The organism is Microbacterium ureisolvens, assembly GCF_015278315.1.
In the GTDB taxonomy this organism is placed as follows: Bacteria; Actinomycetota; Actinomycetes; order Actinomycetales; family Microbacteriaceae; genus Microbacterium; species Microbacterium ureisolvens.
Map to the genome: position 1 here is coordinate 1 of NZ_JADIJE010000015.1, position 15,464 is coordinate 15,464.

Consider the following 15,464-nt stretch of genomic DNA (forward strand, 5'->3'; position numbering starts at 1 on the left):
CCGGCGCGGCGGCCGGAGCCGGGGCAGCGGCGGGAGCGGCCGCCGGAGCGGCGCCGGTCGGAGCCGTCGCCGTCGGCGCGGACTCTACCGCGGGTGCCGTGCCGTCGGCCGGATGGTAGGCCTCGAGAACGGGCCACCATGCCTTGTCGACGGAGTTCCGGTCGATCTTGAACTGTTCGTACAGCTCCTCGACGAGCCACTCGTTGGCTCCGAACTCTCCCTCGTTCGAAACCCCGACGCCCGTCACCTGGCTCGACACGCTGAATCGCCTGCTTTCATCGGTGAAGTTCTGGGATACGCGCGGGGCTCAAGATGCCTGCACACGCGTCTGTTAAGCCTAGCCCAGTCTGCGTGGGCGGTTCCGGCCTCACGGGGTCGCAAAGCTGAAAGAACCCGCATGATTATCCGCACAGGAACTGTCACTACCCTTGGCGTACATGGAGTTCTACGGCGAAGCACCCGACGTCGACTTGACCTATTCGGACGTCTTCCTGGTTCCGAGGCGGTCCGCGATCACGAGTCGGCTGGACGTCGATCTCGCCCCCGGCGACGGCACGACCGCGACGCTGCCGCTGGTCTCGGCGAACATGAACTCGGTCACCGGGGCGCGCCTCGCCGCCACCCTGGCGCGGCGCGGAGGTCTCGGCGTGCTGCCGCAGGACATGCCGCTGCAGGAGCTCGACGCCGCGATCCGCTGGGTCAAGGCGCAGCCCGTCGCGTGGGACACGCCGCTGGTGCTGCCCCCGGATGCCACCGTCGCCGATGCCGCGCGGCTTCTCCCCGCCACCGACGGCCACGGCATCGTGGTGGCCGACGCGTCGACGGGCCACGTCGACGCCGACGACATCCTCGGCATCGTGCCCGCCAAGCGCCTGGGCACCGCGCTGCCGGACGCGCGCCTGGGAGACCTCGCACGCGGGCGCGCGGCATCCGTCGACGCGGACGACATCGAAAGCGCGCGCCACGCGTTCGACGTGATCGTCGCCGCCGAGGCCGAGACGGTGTGCGTGCTGCACCACGGTCACCTCGTCGGCACCTTGTCGCGCCGCAGCGCCCTGCGCTCGACCCTGTACCGGCCGGCTGTCGACGCCTCGGGCCGCCTCATCGTGGCCGCCGCCGTCGGCATCAACGGCGACGTCGCCGCCAAGGCGCAGGCGCTCGCCGCCGCCGGCGTCGACGTGCTCGTCGTCGACACGGCGCACGGTCACCAGGAGGGCATGCTGCGCGCCCTGCGCGCGGTCGCCGACCTGGATCTCGGCATCCCGATCGCCGCGGGCAACATCGTCAGCGCCGAGGGCGTCCACGATCTCGTCACGGCGGGGGCGACCATCCTCAAGGTCGGCGTCGGGCCGGGAGCGATGTGCACCACGCGCATGATGACCGCCGTCGGGCGTCCGCAGTTCTCCGCGGTGCTCGAGACGGCCGAAGCGGCCCGCGTCATGGGCGCGCACGTGTGGGCCGACGGCGGCGTCCGCTACCCGCGCGACGTCGCGCTGGCGCTCGCGGCGGGCGCGGCATCCGTCATGATCGGCTCGTGGTTCGCCGGCACGATCGAGGCGCCCGGCGAGCTGCAGATCGACGAGGCCGGCCGTGCGTACAAGGAGTCCTGGGGCATGGCCTCGACCAAGGCGGTCCACGAGCGGTTCGGCAGGCTCGACCCCTACGAGCTCGCGCGCAAGGAGCTGTTCGCCGAGGGCATCTCGTCGTCGAAGATCTACCTCGACCCGCTGCGTCCGGGCCTGGAGGACCTGCTCGACATGATCACCTCGGGCGTCCGCTCGTCGTTCACGTACGCCGGCGCCTCGACGGTCGCCGAGTTCCACGACCGCGCGCGCGTGGGCCTGCAGTCCGCCGCCGGGTACGAAGAGGGCAAGGCGCTCCCCGTCAGCTGGTGACGGGCACCCGCCGGCACGACGCCGGGGGGACGGATGCCGTCGGGCTCGGCATCCGTCCAGCTCACGCGTCCTGGCGGCGGCCGTCTCGACGGTCATCGCGGCTCCGGTCGTCGGACTCGTCGCGGTCGTCGTCGTCCTCGTGCTGCTCTCGGATGCGGCGGCCCTCCTCGATGTCCTTCTTCTCCTTCTCCTCGGCCTTGTCGCTCTTGCGGGTGTCGCGCGGCGGCAGCTGGATGTCCTCCTCGGCGGCGATGCCCGCCTGCAGCTGGCGACCGCGTTCGAGCTCGGCATCGAACTCCGCGCCGAACAGCAGCGCGATGTTCGCGATCCACAGCCACAGCAGGAAGATGATGACGCCGGCCAGCGACCCGTACGTGCGGTCGTAGTTCGAGAAGTTGGCGACGTAGATGCCGAAGGCCACGGACGCGATGACCAGCGTGAGGATCGCCAGGAGCGACCCCATGCTGACCCACCGGAACTTCGGCTGCTTCGCGTTCGGCGTCGCGTAGTACAGGATCGCGACCATCAGCACCACGATGAAGGCGAGCACCGGCCACTTGACGATCGACCAGACGGTGGTCGCGACCTCGCCGAGGCCGAGCGCCGATCCGACGGCGTCGGCGACCGGGCCCGAGACCACGAGGATCACCAGGGCGATCACGATGAGCGCCACGCCGATGATCGTGACGAGCAGCTGAGCCGGCTTGAGCTTCCAGAACGGCCGGCCCTCCGGAATCTCGTAGATGCGGTTCATGGCGCGGCTGAAGGCCGCGACGTACCCCGAAGCCGACCAGATGGCCAGCAGCAGACCGAGGACGAGGCCCCAGCCGGCCGCGGGGGAGTCGGCGAGCTGCTCGAGGGGACCGGCAAGCGTCTCCGCGGTCTCGGGGGAGGCGGACTCCACGACTCCCAGGATCGCGTCGGTGGCCTGCCCGTTTCCGGCGATGAGCCCGAAGATCGAGAAGACCGCGACCAGGCCGGGGAAGATCGCCAGCACGGAGTAGTACGTGAGCGCGGCGGCGATGTCGGTGCACTCGTCGGCGGCGAACTCCCGGGCGGTCTTGACGAAGACGTACTTCCAGGAGCGTTTCTCGATCTCGCGCGGGCTGTCGGGCTTGTCAGGGTGCTCGGGGGAGGGAGCGTTGCGGGGGTCCGTCCGCCGATCGGCGCTCGTGTCGGTCATCCCGCGAGCGTGCCGGGCGCCGGGCGGATCCGCGGAGGGGGTTGACAGCGGGGGCGGTGCTCGGATGCCGCCGCTCGCGGTCCCCGTCGCGCAGGCGCGAACGCACGCAGACGCGTGCGGGCGCCTGCCGTAGACTGATCCGCACGATGGACGACCCTCCTAGTTGCAGACGATCGCCCCACCGACCCTCCTCCCGGACGAACGGGGGTGACGTGTGATGGATTACGTCATGTTGGGCGTGGGGCTCCTGCTCACCATCGGGACCGGACTGTTCGTCGCGAGCGAGTTCGCCCTGGTGAACCTCGACCGGGCCGACCTGGAGGCCCGCCAGACCGCCGGCGAGAGCCGCCTGTCGCTGACCATCGGTGCCCTGCGCATCACCTCCACCCACCTCTCCAGCGCACAGCTCGGCATCACGCTGACGACCCTCCTCACCGGTTACACGATGGAGCCGGCGATCTCGAACCTGCTCGCGCCGGTGTTCGACGCGTGGGGCATCCCCGAGGGCGTCTCGCGGCCGCTGGCCGCCGTCATCGGCGTGTCGATCGCCACGATCTTCTCGATGATCATCGGTGAGCTGGTTCCCAAGAACTTCGCGCTCGCCGTGCCGCGGCAGACCGCCAAGCTGGTGATGCCGTTCCAGGTGGCGTTCACCACGGTCTTCCGCCCCGCCATCGTCGTGCTCAACGGCAGCGCGAACGGCGTCCTTCGCGCGGTCGGCGTCGAGCCGAAGGAGGAGCTCTCGGGCGCCCGCACGGCCGAGGAGCTCTCGAGCCTCGTGCGCCGCTCGGCGAGCGCGGGCGTGCTCGAGGAGGACACCGCGTCGCTCCTGGACCGCAGCCTCACCTTCGCGCGCCTCTCCGCCGCCGACGTCATGACGCCCCGGCCCAGCATCCACGCCCTCGCCGCCGACGACTCGGCCGAGGACGTGATCCAGCTCGCCCGGCGCACCGGGCACAGCCGGTTCCCCGTGTACGGGGAGTCGATGGACGACATCACCGGCATCGTGCACCTGAAGGCCGCCGTCGGCGTGCCGCGCGAGCGCCGCGCCGACGTGCCCGCCGCGGCCCTGGCCACCGAGCCGCTGCGCTTCCCCGAGGCGGTGCACCTGGACGTCCTCGTCGCCGAGCTGCGAGCTCGCGGGTACCAGATGGCCGTGGTCGTGGACGAGTACGGCGGCACGGCGGGCGTCGTCACGCTCGAAGACCTCGTCGAGGAGATCGTCGGCGAGGTCCTCGACGAGCACGACCGCCGCCGGGCGGGCATCGTGCGCGTGGACGACACCGTCATCTTCCCCGGCGAGCTGCGACCCGACGAGGTGCGCGACCGCACCGGCATCCGCATCCCCGAGGGTGACGTCTACGACACCGTCGGCGGCTACATCATGAGCGTGCTGGAGCGCATCCCCGCGGTCGGCGACAGCGTCGAGATCGAGGACGGCACCATCGAGGTGCAGCGCATGGAGGGGCGCCGCGTCGACCGCGTGCGCTTCACGCCCACGCCGATGCCCCACGAAGAGGCTACGGAAGGGGGTGAGGGCCGATGAACGACTGGGCAGGAATCGCCTGGCTGGTGGTGCTCCTCATCGCCAACGCCTTCTTCGTCGGCGCCGAGTTCGCCGTCATCTCGGCGCGCCGCTCGCAGATCGAGCCGCTCGCCGAGCGCGGCTCGCGATCCGCCAAGACCGCTCTGTACGCGATGGAGCACGCGACGCTCATGCTGGCGACCAGCCAGCTCGGCATCACGATCTGCTCGCTGCTGATCCTCAACGTCTCGGAGCCGGCGATCCACCACCTGCTGGCGGAGCCCCTCGGCCTCACCGGCTGGTCGGAGGCCGTCGTGGACGGCATCGCGTTCGCCGTCGCCCTCCTGCTGGTGTCGTACCTGCACGTCGTGTTCGGCGAGATGGTGCCCAAGAACCTCGCCTTCTCGGTGCCCGATCGTGCGGTGCTGATGCTCGCCACCCCGCTGGTGTGGGTGTCGAAGGTCTTCCACCCGGTGATCGTCTCGCTCAACTGGACGGCGAACCACATCGTGCGCCTCTTCCGCGTCGAGCCGAAGGACGAGGCCTCCTCGACCTTCACGCTCGAGGAGGTCGCGACGATCGTGAACCAGTCGCGCATCGAGGGCGTGCTCGACGACGCCGCCGGAACGGTGGCGGCCGCGGTCGAGTTCACCGACAAGAAGGCGGCCGACGTCGCGGTGCCGCTGTCGCAGCTCGTGACGCTCCCCGAGACCACGACGCCCGACGAGATCGAGCGCGCCGTCGCCAAGCACGGCTTCTCGCGCTACGTGATCGTCGACGAGGCGCACGTGCCGCTCGGCTACGTCCACCTGAAGGACATCCTGCGGGCGGCGGAGGGGCCGGATGCCGCGGCCGACGTCGCACGGCCGATCGCGACCAAGCGCATCCATCACATGGTGCCGGTGCTCGAGTCGACCGACCTCGAGGACGCCCTGGCGCTGATGCGCCGCGCCGGTCGCCACCTCGCGCAGGTGCGCAACGAGTCCGGCGAGATCACCGCGGTGCTGTTCCTCGAGGACATCATCGAGGAGCTCATCGGCGAGGTGCAGGACGCCACCCGGCGCCGCCTGTTCTGACGCTGCTGCGATCGCTGAACGAGCGAGGCGAGACGAAGCGCCCTGAGTCTGCGAGAAGGCTCGAGCGTTTCGTCTCGCTCGTTCCTCGCTCGCTCAACGACCGGGATCAGGCGAGCGTCTCGTCTCGCTCGTTCCTGGCTCGCTCACCGACGGAGATCAGGCGAGCGTCGGGCCACCGGGCGGGCGCGGAGGTACTGCGCGGGCCAGTAGTCGATGTCGGCGCCGAGCTCGGAGGCCGCGCGGAGGGCGTAGTGCGGGTCGCGGAGCCATTCGCGCCCGGCCATGACGGCGTCGGCGTCCTCGTCGGCGATCACCCGTTCGGCGTGCGCGGCGTCGTCGATCATGCCGACCGCGTTCACCGGGACGCCCGCCTCGCGCCGGATGCGCGAGGCCAGCGGGACCTGGTAGCCCGGGCCCGTGGTCAGCTTCTGGTGCGCGACCAGCCCGCCGCTGGAGATGTCGAAGAAGTCGGCCCCGCGCTCGGCGGCCCAGCGGGCGACCGTGACGGTGTCTTCGGCATCCCATCCGCCGTCGGCCCAGTCGGTGGCCGAGAAGCGCACGATGACCGGCACGCCGGGTGCGGCATCCGTCACCGCGTCCAGCACTCGCAAAAGCAGCCGGGCGCGATTCTCGAGCGAGCCGCCGTACTCGTCCTCGCGGCGGTTGGACAGCGGCGAGAGGAACTGGTGCAGCAGGTAGCCGTGGGCGCCGTGGAGCTCGAGCACCTGGAAGCCCGCCTCGACCGCGCGGCGCGCGGCGGCCGCGAAGGCGGCCACGACGCGGTCGATGCCGTCGCGGTCGAGCGCCACCGGCTCGGCATAGCCGTCGAAGGCGATCGCCGACGGCGCGACCGTGGTCCAGCCGCCCTCGTCCAGCGGGACCGAGCCGCGGCGCTCGGCGAACGGCGGCCAGGTCGACGCCTTTCGGCCGGCGTGGGCGAGCTGCACGCCGGCGACGGCGCCGCGGCGGCGGATCGCCGCGACGATGGGCGCCCAGGCGTCGCGCTGCTCGTCGTTCCAGAGCCCGGCGTCGTCGGGCGAGATGCGCCCCTCGGGCGCCACCGCGGTCGCCTCGGCGACGATGAGACCGGCGCCGCCCGACGCGAACTGCACGAGGTGGGTGTGGTGCCACTCCTGGGGCACGCCGTCCACTGCGCTGTACTGGCACATCGGCGAGACCCACAGGCGGTTGCGCATCGTCACGTCGCGCAGGGTGAGCGGGGTGAACAGGCGACTCATCGGTCCTCCGGGTCGGGTCGGGGCAGCGGTACTGTGACCGCATGGCAAGGACGTGGGGGCGCGCGGACGCGGCGCTGGCCCTGCGGAGGCCGACGGCCTCCGACGACAAGTATTCCCGAGGCGTGCTGGGCATGCGGACGGGGTCGGACGCGTACCCCGGTGCCGCGGTGCTCGGCGTCGAGGCGGCGTGGCGCACGGGCCTCGGCATGGTCCGCTACCTCGGACCCGACCGGGCGAGCGGGATGGTGCTCGCCCGCCGCCCCGAGACGGTGACCGCCGACGGCCGCGTGCAGGCGTGGGTCGTCGGGTCGGGAACGGATGCCGCGGTCCGCACCTCGGCCGACACCGACGCCCTGCGGGCGATCCTGTCCGACACCGACCCCGTCGTCGTGGACGCCGGGGCGCTCGACCTCGCGGCGGAGGCGACCGCCCCGCGCATCCTCACGCCGCATGACCGGGAGCACGCGCGGCTGCGCTCCGCCCTGGGCCTCGGGCACGCGCCCTCCGATCGCGCGGCGGCCGCGCGCGAGACGGCGGAGGCGACCGGTGCGGTGGTCCTGCTCAAGGGATCGGCGACGATCGTCGCGGCGCCCGACGGCTGGACCGCGACCGTCGAGGCGGGTACGCCCTGGCTCGCCACCGCCGGAACCGGCGACGTGCTCGCCGGGGTGATCGGCGCGCTCGTCGCCGGTGCGATGGCGCGGGACGAGCAGGCGGATGCCGCGTCCCTGGCCGCGCTCGCCGCCTCCGGCGCGTGGCTCCACGGGAGGGCCGGGGCGGTCGCCGCCCTCGGTGCGAGCATCGCCGGAGTGCCGAGCATGCCGGCGTTCCCGGACGGGCCGATCACGGCGCTCGACGTCGCCGAGGCGCTGCCGCGCGCGGTCGCCGAGGCGCTGCGGCGCTGACCGGTGCGCCGGGAAGCCCACAGCCCTGCCCGCCGGCGCACAGAATCGGAGGTTCTGATCGACACGCCGGGTGGCGGCATCCGTCAGCCGGCGTGTCGCCGAAGTTCTCCGACGCTGTGCCGCGCTCGCGGGGGGACAGGAGCCTGCCGTCCCTAGGATGGGGAGGTGTCTCGGCGGGCGGTGGTGTGGATCGCGTTCGCGCTCGTCCACGCGGTGGTCATCTGGCTCGGCTTCGCCGACGACCACGCCGCCTCGTGGGACGTCGGCCAGCTTTACCGCTGGTGGGCCTGGCAGACGCTCAACGGAGAGGCGTTCCCGGGCATCACCGAGGACTGGATCTATCCGGCGCTGGCGCACCTGCCGATCCTCCTCGCCGGTGTGTTCTACCCCGTCGTCGACTACACGCTCGTGTGGGGGCTGCTCGTCACGGCGCTGGATGCGGCGGCCTTCGCGCTGCTCGTCGGTGGCGGGCGGTCGCGCGGTCGGCTGATCGCGGCCTGGTTCTGGCTCGCGGCGATCCTCGCCCTCGGCGGGGTCGGCATGTTCCGGCTCGACGGCGTGACAGTTCCCCTCGCGGTGGCCGGCTCGCTGTGGCTCGTCGGGCGTCCGTGGCTCGGATCGGCGATCCTCGCGGTGGCCACCTGGATCAAGGTCTGGCCGGCAGCCGTGCTCATGGCCGCGGTCATCGCGGTGCGACGGCGCCTCGCGATCGTGGGCGGCGCCGCCGCGGTGACGGCGGTGGTGGTCGCCGTCGTGCTCATCGCCGGCGGCGGTGCCCACCTCTTCAGCTTCGTGGGGGATCAGACCTCGCGCGGACTCCAGATCGAAGCCCCCGTGAGCACTGTCCACATGCTGATCGCACTGACCGGGCATTCTCACACCGCGGTCGTTCACGACCAGGAGCTCAACACGTTCCAGGTGGAGGGCCCGGCCGTCGATGTCGTGATCGCTGCGATGACCCCGGTGCTCGCGTTCGGCATGCTCGCCCTCGCCGCCATCGGTGCCGTCAAGGCCTGGCGGGGCGCGACGTTCGCCGCACTGTTCGCTCCTCTGGCCACAGCGCTCGTGCTCGGGTTCGTCGTGCTCAACAAGGTCGGTTCGCCCCAGTACATGACGTGGCTCATCGCGCCGCTCGTGATCGGACTGGTGCTGGACTCCCGGCGGTGGTGGCGGCCCGCCGCGCTCGTCGTGGTGATCCTCGCCCTCACGCAGGGCATCTTCCCGTTCTGGTACGACGCGATCCTCGTGCTGCGCCCCGGGGAGGTCTGGATGCTCGCCCTGCGGAACGTGCTGCTCGTGGCCCTCTTCGTGTGGGTCGTCGTGCGGCTCGTGCGGGTACGCGTGCGCGGAGCGGTGCGGCTGCCCGTGTCAGAGTAGAGGTCGGCCCCTCGCCGCTTCGCACCCGTCTCCCCGAACCGGAGGTTCGCATGCTCGTCGCCTTCTCCGTCGCCCCCAGCGGCACCGGCCGTGCTGACGGCTCCGTGCACGACGCGGTCGCCGCGGCGGTCCGCGTCGTCCGTGACAGCGGACTGCCCCACCGCACCACCTCGATGTTCACCGAGATCGAGGGGGAGTGGGACGAGGTGTTCGATGTCGTCAAGCGGGCCACGGAGGCGGTCGCGCCGTTCGGACCGCGCGTGTCGCTCGTGCTGAAGGCCGACATCCGGCCCGGCTGGTCGGGTGAGCTCGACGGCAAGATCGAGCGGCTGGAGGCGGCGATCGACCGCCACGCCGACGACGCCGAGCTCGCCTGACGACATCTTCCGACACACTCCGGCGTACCGCTCCGAATCGATTCGACACGGTGTCGTTGCCGCGGCTGCCGACGTCGACCTCAAGCGCACGCTCGCAGGACAACCAGTCGATCGCCGCCGCGCTCAACCACTCCGCCCTCAACATCGGCAACAGCCTGGGCGCACTCCTCGGCGGCGTCGTGATCGCGGCGGGCTGGGGCTTCCGCGCCCCCGCGTGGGTGGGCGTCACGCTCGCCGCGGCAGGTCTGGTGCTCGCCGCCGCCAGCCTCGCGACCGAGCGGCGTCGCGCTCCGGTTCACGTGTAGCCGCGGCATCCGTCCCCTCCTCGCGGGCTGGAGCGCGGCGCGGCCCGCGCACGCGCCGCGGATAGAGTGAACGCGTGTCAACGTCGAGACCCGCCGATCGCGCTCTGCGCGCCGTGGCGGACTCCGTGGCCGAATCGCGGACGCGGCGGCCCGAGGATGCGCGCGACCCGGCGATCCCCGTCGCGGCGACGGCCGTGCTCCTGCGGGACTCTGCCGGCTCGCTCGAGGTCCTGATGATCGAGCGACCCGACCGCGGGTCGTTCGCCGGCGCGTGGGTCTTCCCCGGCGGCAAACTCGAAGCCGGCGACCGTGACGCCCCCGACGAGCCCGAGGCCGAGACGGCTCGGCGCGCGGCGCTGCGCGAGACGCAGGAGGAGACCGGGCTCGCCCTCGAGGCCGACGACCTCGTCACCCTGTCGTGCTGGGATCCGCCGCCGGGCATCGCGCTGCGCATCCGGACGTGGTTCTTCCTCGCGCGCGTAGCGCGCGGCACGCTGGCCCTCTCGCCGGACGAGGCGGTGGCCGCGGAGTGGATGCGGCCCGCCGAGGCGCTCGCACGGCACGGCCGCGGCGAGCTGACGCTCTACCCGCCGACCTGGGTCACGCTCCATGGCCTGACGGTGCATGCCGACGCGGGTTCCGCCGTCGACGCTGCACGCCTGGTAGGCGTGCAGCGGTTCGAGACGGTCGCCCGCCGCGGTGGCGAAGGACCGCTGCTGCTGTGGGAGGGCGACGACGAGTACGATCCGGATGCCGCAGCCGCGGCATCCGGATCGCGTCATCGCCTCGAGATCGGCGCCCTGCCGTGGCGCTACCAGCGCAGCGGCTGAGCGGCCGTCACGGCTCGATGACCTTCGCGACGCGCACGAGGTCCGCGAACGTGAAGTCGCCCGGCGTCTCGCTCGGCAGCGACGGTGCGAAGGTGACGTTGAGCATCGACAGGGCGTCGCGGCGCAGCATGCGCACGAACGTGTCGGCGACGATCTTCGCGCCGAGCGGTCCGAGGTGCTCCCCGTCGCTGGCGACCATCGCCTCACGCAGCACGTAGTACCACAGCGGCGTCTTCTCGAGCAGCAGACCGTTCTGCTGCTGCAGCACGGCGATCTCGTTCGCCGGCAGCCCGTCCGTCAGCTGTGCGCTCGTGAGCACCGGCACGCCGAGCGCCGCGGCGGTGGCCTGGCCGCTCGGGAGCCCCAGCACGAGCCCGCGCTGCAGGTTGCGCGCGGCGAGCACGCTCATGAGCTGCGTCGTCGTGCCCTTGCCGTCGAGGTCCTCGAGGGCGCTGGCGAGCACGCTGTCGATCTTGCGGGCGTTGTTGAAGATCGGCACCGGGATGCCGGTCTCGAAGAACGCGTTGAAGTCGACGACCCAGTTCGAGCGCACCGGCAGGTGCGGCTCGTGGATGAACGCGAAGACGTCCGTCATGGGCTTGGTGCGCAGCTCGAAGTTGAGCCAGTAGTCGTCGCGGATCATGCTGTGGCCGAAGCGGTACGCCGCCACGGAGAACTCCACCGGCATCTCGAATCCGCCGCCGACCGGCGCCACGACGTTCGCCACCGCGTCGTCGACGGCCGCCTGCCCGCAGATTCGCGGCAGGAAGTCGTGCAGCACGGCCCACTGGTAGTGCAGCGTCGCCTGTCGCTTGGCCTCCACGAACACGTCGCCGCCGAACCCGTCGGCGACGAGCGTGTCGACGATCGCGTTGTGGAACTTCAACATCGCGAAATGCAGCTGCGACACGATGAGGTTCTCGTTGTTGCGCGGGTCGCCGATGATCGCCGTGAGCGCTGTCGTGCGCGGCACGTCGCGGTCGTTGTGCGAGATCATGCCTGCGGCGGCCGCGGGGCCGCCCGGTCCGCCCACGCCGCTCTGCAGGTTGGTGCCCAGCAGCATGCGGAACGCCGAGGCGGGTTCGCCCGGCGCCGGCGCGGCGTAGAGGTACGCGTCCACCGCAGGACCCCTGCCGTAGACGCTGTCGAGGTCGAGCATCGGCGAGCGCATGTTGTTGATGACGCGCGCGTCGACGATCTCCGGCGCATCCAGCGCCGACGACACGTCGAGGGTGATGTCGTGGTCCACGAACTGGCCGACGTAGGTGAACCCCGAAGGCGTGGCCGAGTCGGCCGCGGTTTCGCGGCCGCTGTCGCCCATGAGATGCCCGAGCTGCCCGAGCAGCTCGCGCGTGGCGTCGTCGAGGGGCAGGCGGCTCTGCGCGCGCACCTCTTCGGACGTCATGTACCCGAACTTGTCGGCCGCGGCCGAGAACACCTCGTGCTGCGGGAAGTATCCCAGCGAGAACTTCGCGCCGTGGAACCTTCCGATCTCGGGGCGCACGAGTTCGAGAGAGGCGCGGATGTCGACGGGAAGACGCGGTTCCGCGCCGCCCGGCCCGCGCTCGCGCGTGCCGTTGAGGCCCAGCTGCTCTCGCAGGAAGGGCTGCGCGGCGAACGCGTCTTCGGGCGTTTCGGCACCCGCTCTGGTTTCAGTGCTCATTGTTCCCTCCTTGGGACGGTTGGCGCCCTGAAGGAGGGCCGCCCCGCGGACGGTGATACCGAGCAGGTCAGGACTCGAGGAGACGCCGCACGTGCGCCCCGACGGCGGTCGTCTCGATGAGGAAGCCGTCGTGGCCGAAGTCGCTCGAGAGGACGACGGCGCGATCGCCGTCGAGGGTGTTGCGGATGCCGCGTGCGATGCGGTGCTGCCCGTCGATCGGGAAGAGCCGGTCGCTGTCGATGCCGAGCACGAGCGTCGTCGCCGTGACCCGGGCGAGAGCGTCCTCGATGCCGCCCCGGTCGCGGCCGACGTCGTGCGAGTTCATCGCCTCGACGAGCGTGATGTACGAGTTGGCGTCGAAACGGCGCGTGAACTTGTTGCCGTGGAAGTCGAGGTACGACTCGACTGCGAAGCGGCCGCCGTGGCCCAGCGGGCTCACGCCGGACTGCCAGGTGCGCTGGAACCGCTGGTTCAATTCGGTGGGGGAGCGGTAGTTCAGCAGCGCCATACGGCGGGCGAGGGCCAGTCCGCGCGTCGGACCGTCGCCGTCGCCGGCGTCGTAGTACTCGCCGCCCTGGAATCGCGGGTCGATGCGGATGGCCTCGAGCTGCACGGAGTTGAGGGCGACCTGATCGGCGGTGTTCACCGGCGGAGACGACAGGATGCCGACCCGCTCGACGCGGTCGGGGAGCGAGACCCCCCATTCCAGCGCGTGCATGCCGCCCATCGAGCCGCCCACGACGGCCGCCCACACGTCGATGCCGAGCGCGTCGGCCAGACGCACCTGCGCGTTCACCTGGTCGCGGATCGTCAGGTACGGGAAGCGCGAGGCCCACTCGTAGCCGTCGGGCCCGATGGACGCGGGACCGGTCGAGCCCTGGCATCCCCCGAGCATGTTCGGCGCCACGACGAACCAGCGGTCGGTGTCGATCGGGGCACCCGGGCCGACGATGTCGTCCCACCAGCCCGACGTCGGGTGCCCCGCGCCGGCAGGCCCGCGCACGTGGCTGTCGCCGGTGAGGGCGTGGAGCACGAGCACGGCGTTGTCGCGCGTGGCATTGAGCTCGCCCCACGTCTCGTACGCGAGGCGGTACGCGGGCAGCTCGCGGCCACCCTCGGTGCGGAACGCGCCGAAGGCGGCGAAGTGCCGGTCGCCGACCGGATCGCCGTCGCGCCACGCGCCGGTGGCGGGCGGGCGCCCCAGCAGCAGGCGCGCGTCGGCCTCCGTCACGGGCGCGCTGGGCACCGTGTCTTCGGAGGTCTGCCAGTCCATCGGTCCATTCTCGCCTGAGCATGCGGGCTCGTGCTGTCTGTTACACCTTGCGGCGTTCCGAGGGCGGCGGCCGTCCACCGGCGCATGGCAGAATGCGCGCATGTCCAGCGCCGAGCCGTTCATGCCCGCCCACGAGCCTCCCGCCCACCTGCCGCCGCAGGAGCACGACATCGATCACGACACCGACGTCCTGTTCGACTCCGAGAGCCCCGGTGCGCCCGAGACCGATCCGGAGCCCTGGCACACAGGCGACGCCCCCGCCACCCTGCCCCGGCCGGTGCCGGGCGAGCACCTCACGGCCGAGCAGCTCTCGGCCGATCTCGGCACGGACGAGGCGGAATGACGGATGCCCCGTCCCGACGCGTTGCGCCGGGACGGGGCATCCGTCATTCAACCGAGGAGGCGTCAGGCGCGAGCGGCCTCCGACACGCGCCGTGCCGCGGCGAGCGCCTGCTCGAGGTCGGCCTTCAGGTCGTCGATGTTCTCGAGGCCCACCGAGAGGCGCACGAGGCCCGGCGTGACGCCGGTCGTGAGCTGCTGCTCGGGGGTGAGCTGCGAGTGCGTGGTCGACGCGGGGTGGATGACGAGCGAGCGCACGTCGCCGATGTTGGCGAGGTGGCTGAAGAGCGTCAGCGAGTTGACGAACGCGCGGCCCGCCTCGACGCCGCCCTTGAGCTCGAACGACAGCACCGCGCCGACGCCCTTGGGGGCGTAGGTGTTCGCGGCGGCGTACCAGGGCGAGGTGGGCAGGCCCGAGTAGTTCACCGAGGCGACGTCGGAGTGGTTCTCGAGCCACTCTGCGATCTCCTGCGCATTCTGCACGTGGCGCTCGAGGCGCAGCGACAGGGTCTCGATGCCCTGGATGAGCAGCCACGCGCTGTTGGGCGAGATGGCCGAGCCGAGGTCGCGGAGCAGCTGCACGCGCGCCTTGATGATGTACGCGAGGCCGTCGCCCACCGCGGCCGTGTAGGACGCGCCGTGGTACGAGGGGTCGGGAACGGTGAGGCCCGGGAACTTGTCCACGTTCTTCGACCACTCGAACGTGCCGCCGTCGACGATCACGCCGCCGATGGTGGTGCCGTGGCCGCCGAGGAACTTGGTGGCGGAGTGGACCACGATGTCGGCGCCGTGCTCGAACGGCTTGATGAGGTACGGGGTCGCGATCGTGTTGTCGACGATGAGCGGCACGCCGTTCTCGTGGGCGACGTCGGCGACGCCGCGGATGTCGAGCACGTTGATCTTGGGGTTGCCGATGGTCTCGGCGAAGAACAGCTTGGTGTTCGGGCGGACGGCGCGGCGCCACTCCTCGAGGTCGTCCTGGTTCTCGACGAACGTGACCTCGATGCCGAGCTTTGCCAGCGTGTACTTGAAGAGGTTGTAGGTGCCGCCGTAGATCGAGCTGGACGACACGATGTGGTCGCCGGCCTCCGCGATGTTGAGAACCGCGAAGGTGGCCGCGGCCTGGCCGCTCGCCAGCAGCAGCGCGCCGGTGCCGCCCTCGAGGGCGGTGAGGCGCTCCTCGACGACCGCCTGCGTCGGGTTCTGGATCCGCGTGTAGATGTTGCCGAACTCCGCCAGGGCGAATAGGTTCGCCGCGTGGTCGGCGTTGTCGAAGACGTACGACGTGGTCTGGTAGATCGGCGTCGCGCGAGCCTTCGTCACCGGGTCGGGCTGAGCTCCCGAGTGGATCTGCTTGGTCTCGAAACGCCAGTTCTCGGGTGCGGACATGGCTTGCTCCTGCGGAATCGGATGCCGGGAGCGTGCCCCCCAGCCGCGTTCGAGAGTACGGAAACCGGCCACTTGTCAACAACGTGGGG

At 71.5% G+C, this 15,464-nt stretch carries 14 protein-coding genes and 1 pseudogene; 9 read left to right on the forward strand and 6 right to left on the reverse strand.

What is annotated here, in order from left to right; genetic code table 11:
• On the reverse strand, positions 1-259 hold a 259-nt coding region (locus IM767_RS20915), incomplete at its 3' end, for a 2-oxoglutarate dehydrogenase E1 subunit family protein (protein ID WP_194398931.1).
• A gap of 178 nt (positions 260-437) precedes the next feature.
• Here IM767_RS20915 and guaB1 point away from each other — a divergent pair.
• Entirely contained in the window at positions 438-1,895 is a 1,458-nt protein-coding gene (gene guaB1, locus IM767_RS18200) for a GMP reductase (RefSeq protein WP_109209993.1), read from the forward strand.
• A 61-nt stretch (positions 1,896-1,956) separates the two neighbouring features.
• Here the strand turns inward: guaB1 and IM767_RS18205 are convergent, their stop codons facing one another.
• The gene (locus tag IM767_RS18205) at positions 1,957-3,078 is read right to left on the reverse strand and encodes a YihY/virulence factor BrkB family protein (RefSeq protein WP_109209994.1); all 1,122 of its coding nucleotides are present in this window, start codon (positions 3,076-3,078) and stop codon (positions 1,957-1,959) included.
• A 217-nt stretch (positions 3,079-3,295) separates the two neighbouring features.
• On the opposite strand from IM767_RS18205, the gene IM767_RS18210 reads away from it, so the two are divergent.
• Both IM767_RS18210 and IM767_RS18215 read left to right on the forward strand, forming a co-directional pair.
• The gene (locus IM767_RS18210) at positions 3,296-4,624 is read left to right on the forward strand and encodes a hemolysin family protein (protein ID WP_109209995.1); all 1,329 of its coding nucleotides are present in this window, start codon (positions 3,296-3,298) and stop codon (positions 4,622-4,624) included.
• A complete protein-coding gene (locus IM767_RS18215) occupies positions 4,621-5,679 on the forward strand; it encodes a hemolysin family protein (RefSeq protein WP_109209996.1) in 1,059 nt (352 codons plus the stop codon). The genes IM767_RS18210 and IM767_RS18215 overlap by 4 nt, the downstream gene beginning before the upstream one ends.
• A 143-nt stretch (positions 5,680-5,822) precedes the next feature.
• Here IM767_RS18215 and IM767_RS18220 read toward each other — a convergent pair whose 3' ends face one another.
• Positions 5,823-6,917, reverse strand: a complete 1,095-nt coding sequence (locus IM767_RS18220; protein ID WP_109209997.1) for an NADH:flavin oxidoreductase/NADH oxidase — start codon at positions 6,915-6,917, stop codon at positions 5,823-5,825.
• Between the two features lie 41 nt (positions 6,918-6,958).
• Between IM767_RS18220 and IM767_RS18225 the strand changes: the two genes are divergently transcribed.
• The 5 genes and pseudogenes from IM767_RS18225 to IM767_RS18245 all read left to right on the forward strand — a co-directional run bounded on the left by IM767_RS18225 (position 6,959) and on the right by IM767_RS18245 (position 10,711).
• The gene (locus tag IM767_RS18225; protein ID WP_109209998.1) at positions 6,959-7,822 is read left to right on the forward strand and encodes an ADP-dependent NAD(P)H-hydrate dehydratase; all 864 of its coding nucleotides are present in this window, start codon (positions 6,959-6,961) and stop codon (positions 7,820-7,822) included.
• Between the two features lie 165 nt (positions 7,823-7,987).
• The gene (locus IM767_RS18230; protein ID WP_109209999.1) at positions 7,988-9,199 is read left to right on the forward strand and encodes a glycosyltransferase 87 family protein; all 1,212 of its coding nucleotides are present in this window, start codon (positions 7,988-7,990) and stop codon (positions 9,197-9,199) included.
• Between the two features lie 50 nt (positions 9,200-9,249).
• The gene (locus IM767_RS18235; RefSeq protein WP_109210000.1) at positions 9,250-9,576 is read left to right on the forward strand and encodes a thiamine-binding protein; all 327 of its coding nucleotides are present in this window, start codon (positions 9,250-9,252) and stop codon (positions 9,574-9,576) included.
• Between the two features lie 98 nt (positions 9,577-9,674).
• Positions 9,675-9,881, forward strand: a pseudogene (locus tag IM767_RS18240) (MFS transporter); the annotation flags it as partial.
• 74 nt (positions 9,882-9,955) lie between these two features.
• Positions 9,956-10,711 (forward strand): NUDIX hydrolase, encoded by a 756-nt coding sequence (locus IM767_RS18245; protein WP_109210001.1) that lies wholly within the window; start codon positions 9,956-9,958, stop codon positions 10,709-10,711.
• 7 nt (positions 10,712-10,718) lie between these two features.
• On the opposite strand, the gene IM767_RS18250 is transcribed toward IM767_RS18245, so the two are convergent.
• Positions 10,719-12,374 carry a peroxidase family protein gene (locus IM767_RS18250; RefSeq protein WP_109210002.1) on the reverse strand — a complete coding sequence of 552 codons (1,656 nt, stop codon included), beginning with the start codon at positions 12,372-12,374 and terminating at the stop codon, positions 10,719-10,721.
• 67 nt (positions 12,375-12,441) lie between these two features.
• Positions 12,442-13,647, reverse strand: a complete 1,206-nt coding sequence (gene metX / locus IM767_RS18255) for a homoserine O-acetyltransferase MetX (protein WP_109210003.1) — start codon at positions 13,645-13,647, stop codon at positions 12,442-12,444.
• A 100-nt stretch (positions 13,648-13,747) separates the two neighbouring features.
• Here metX and IM767_RS18260 point away from each other — a divergent pair, with 100 nt between their 5' ends.
• A complete protein-coding gene (locus IM767_RS18260) occupies positions 13,748-13,990 on the forward strand; it encodes a hypothetical protein (RefSeq protein ID WP_109210004.1) in 243 nt (80 codons plus the stop codon).
• A gap of 62 nt (positions 13,991-14,052) precedes the next feature.
• On the opposite strand, the gene IM767_RS18265 is transcribed toward IM767_RS18260, so the two are convergent.
• Positions 14,053-15,375 carry a bifunctional o-acetylhomoserine/o-acetylserine sulfhydrylase gene (locus IM767_RS18265; RefSeq protein ID WP_109210005.1) on the reverse strand — a complete coding sequence of 441 codons (1,323 nt, stop codon included), beginning with the start codon at positions 15,373-15,375 and terminating at the stop codon, positions 14,053-14,055.
• Between the last annotated feature and the right edge of the window lie 89 nt (positions 15,376-15,464).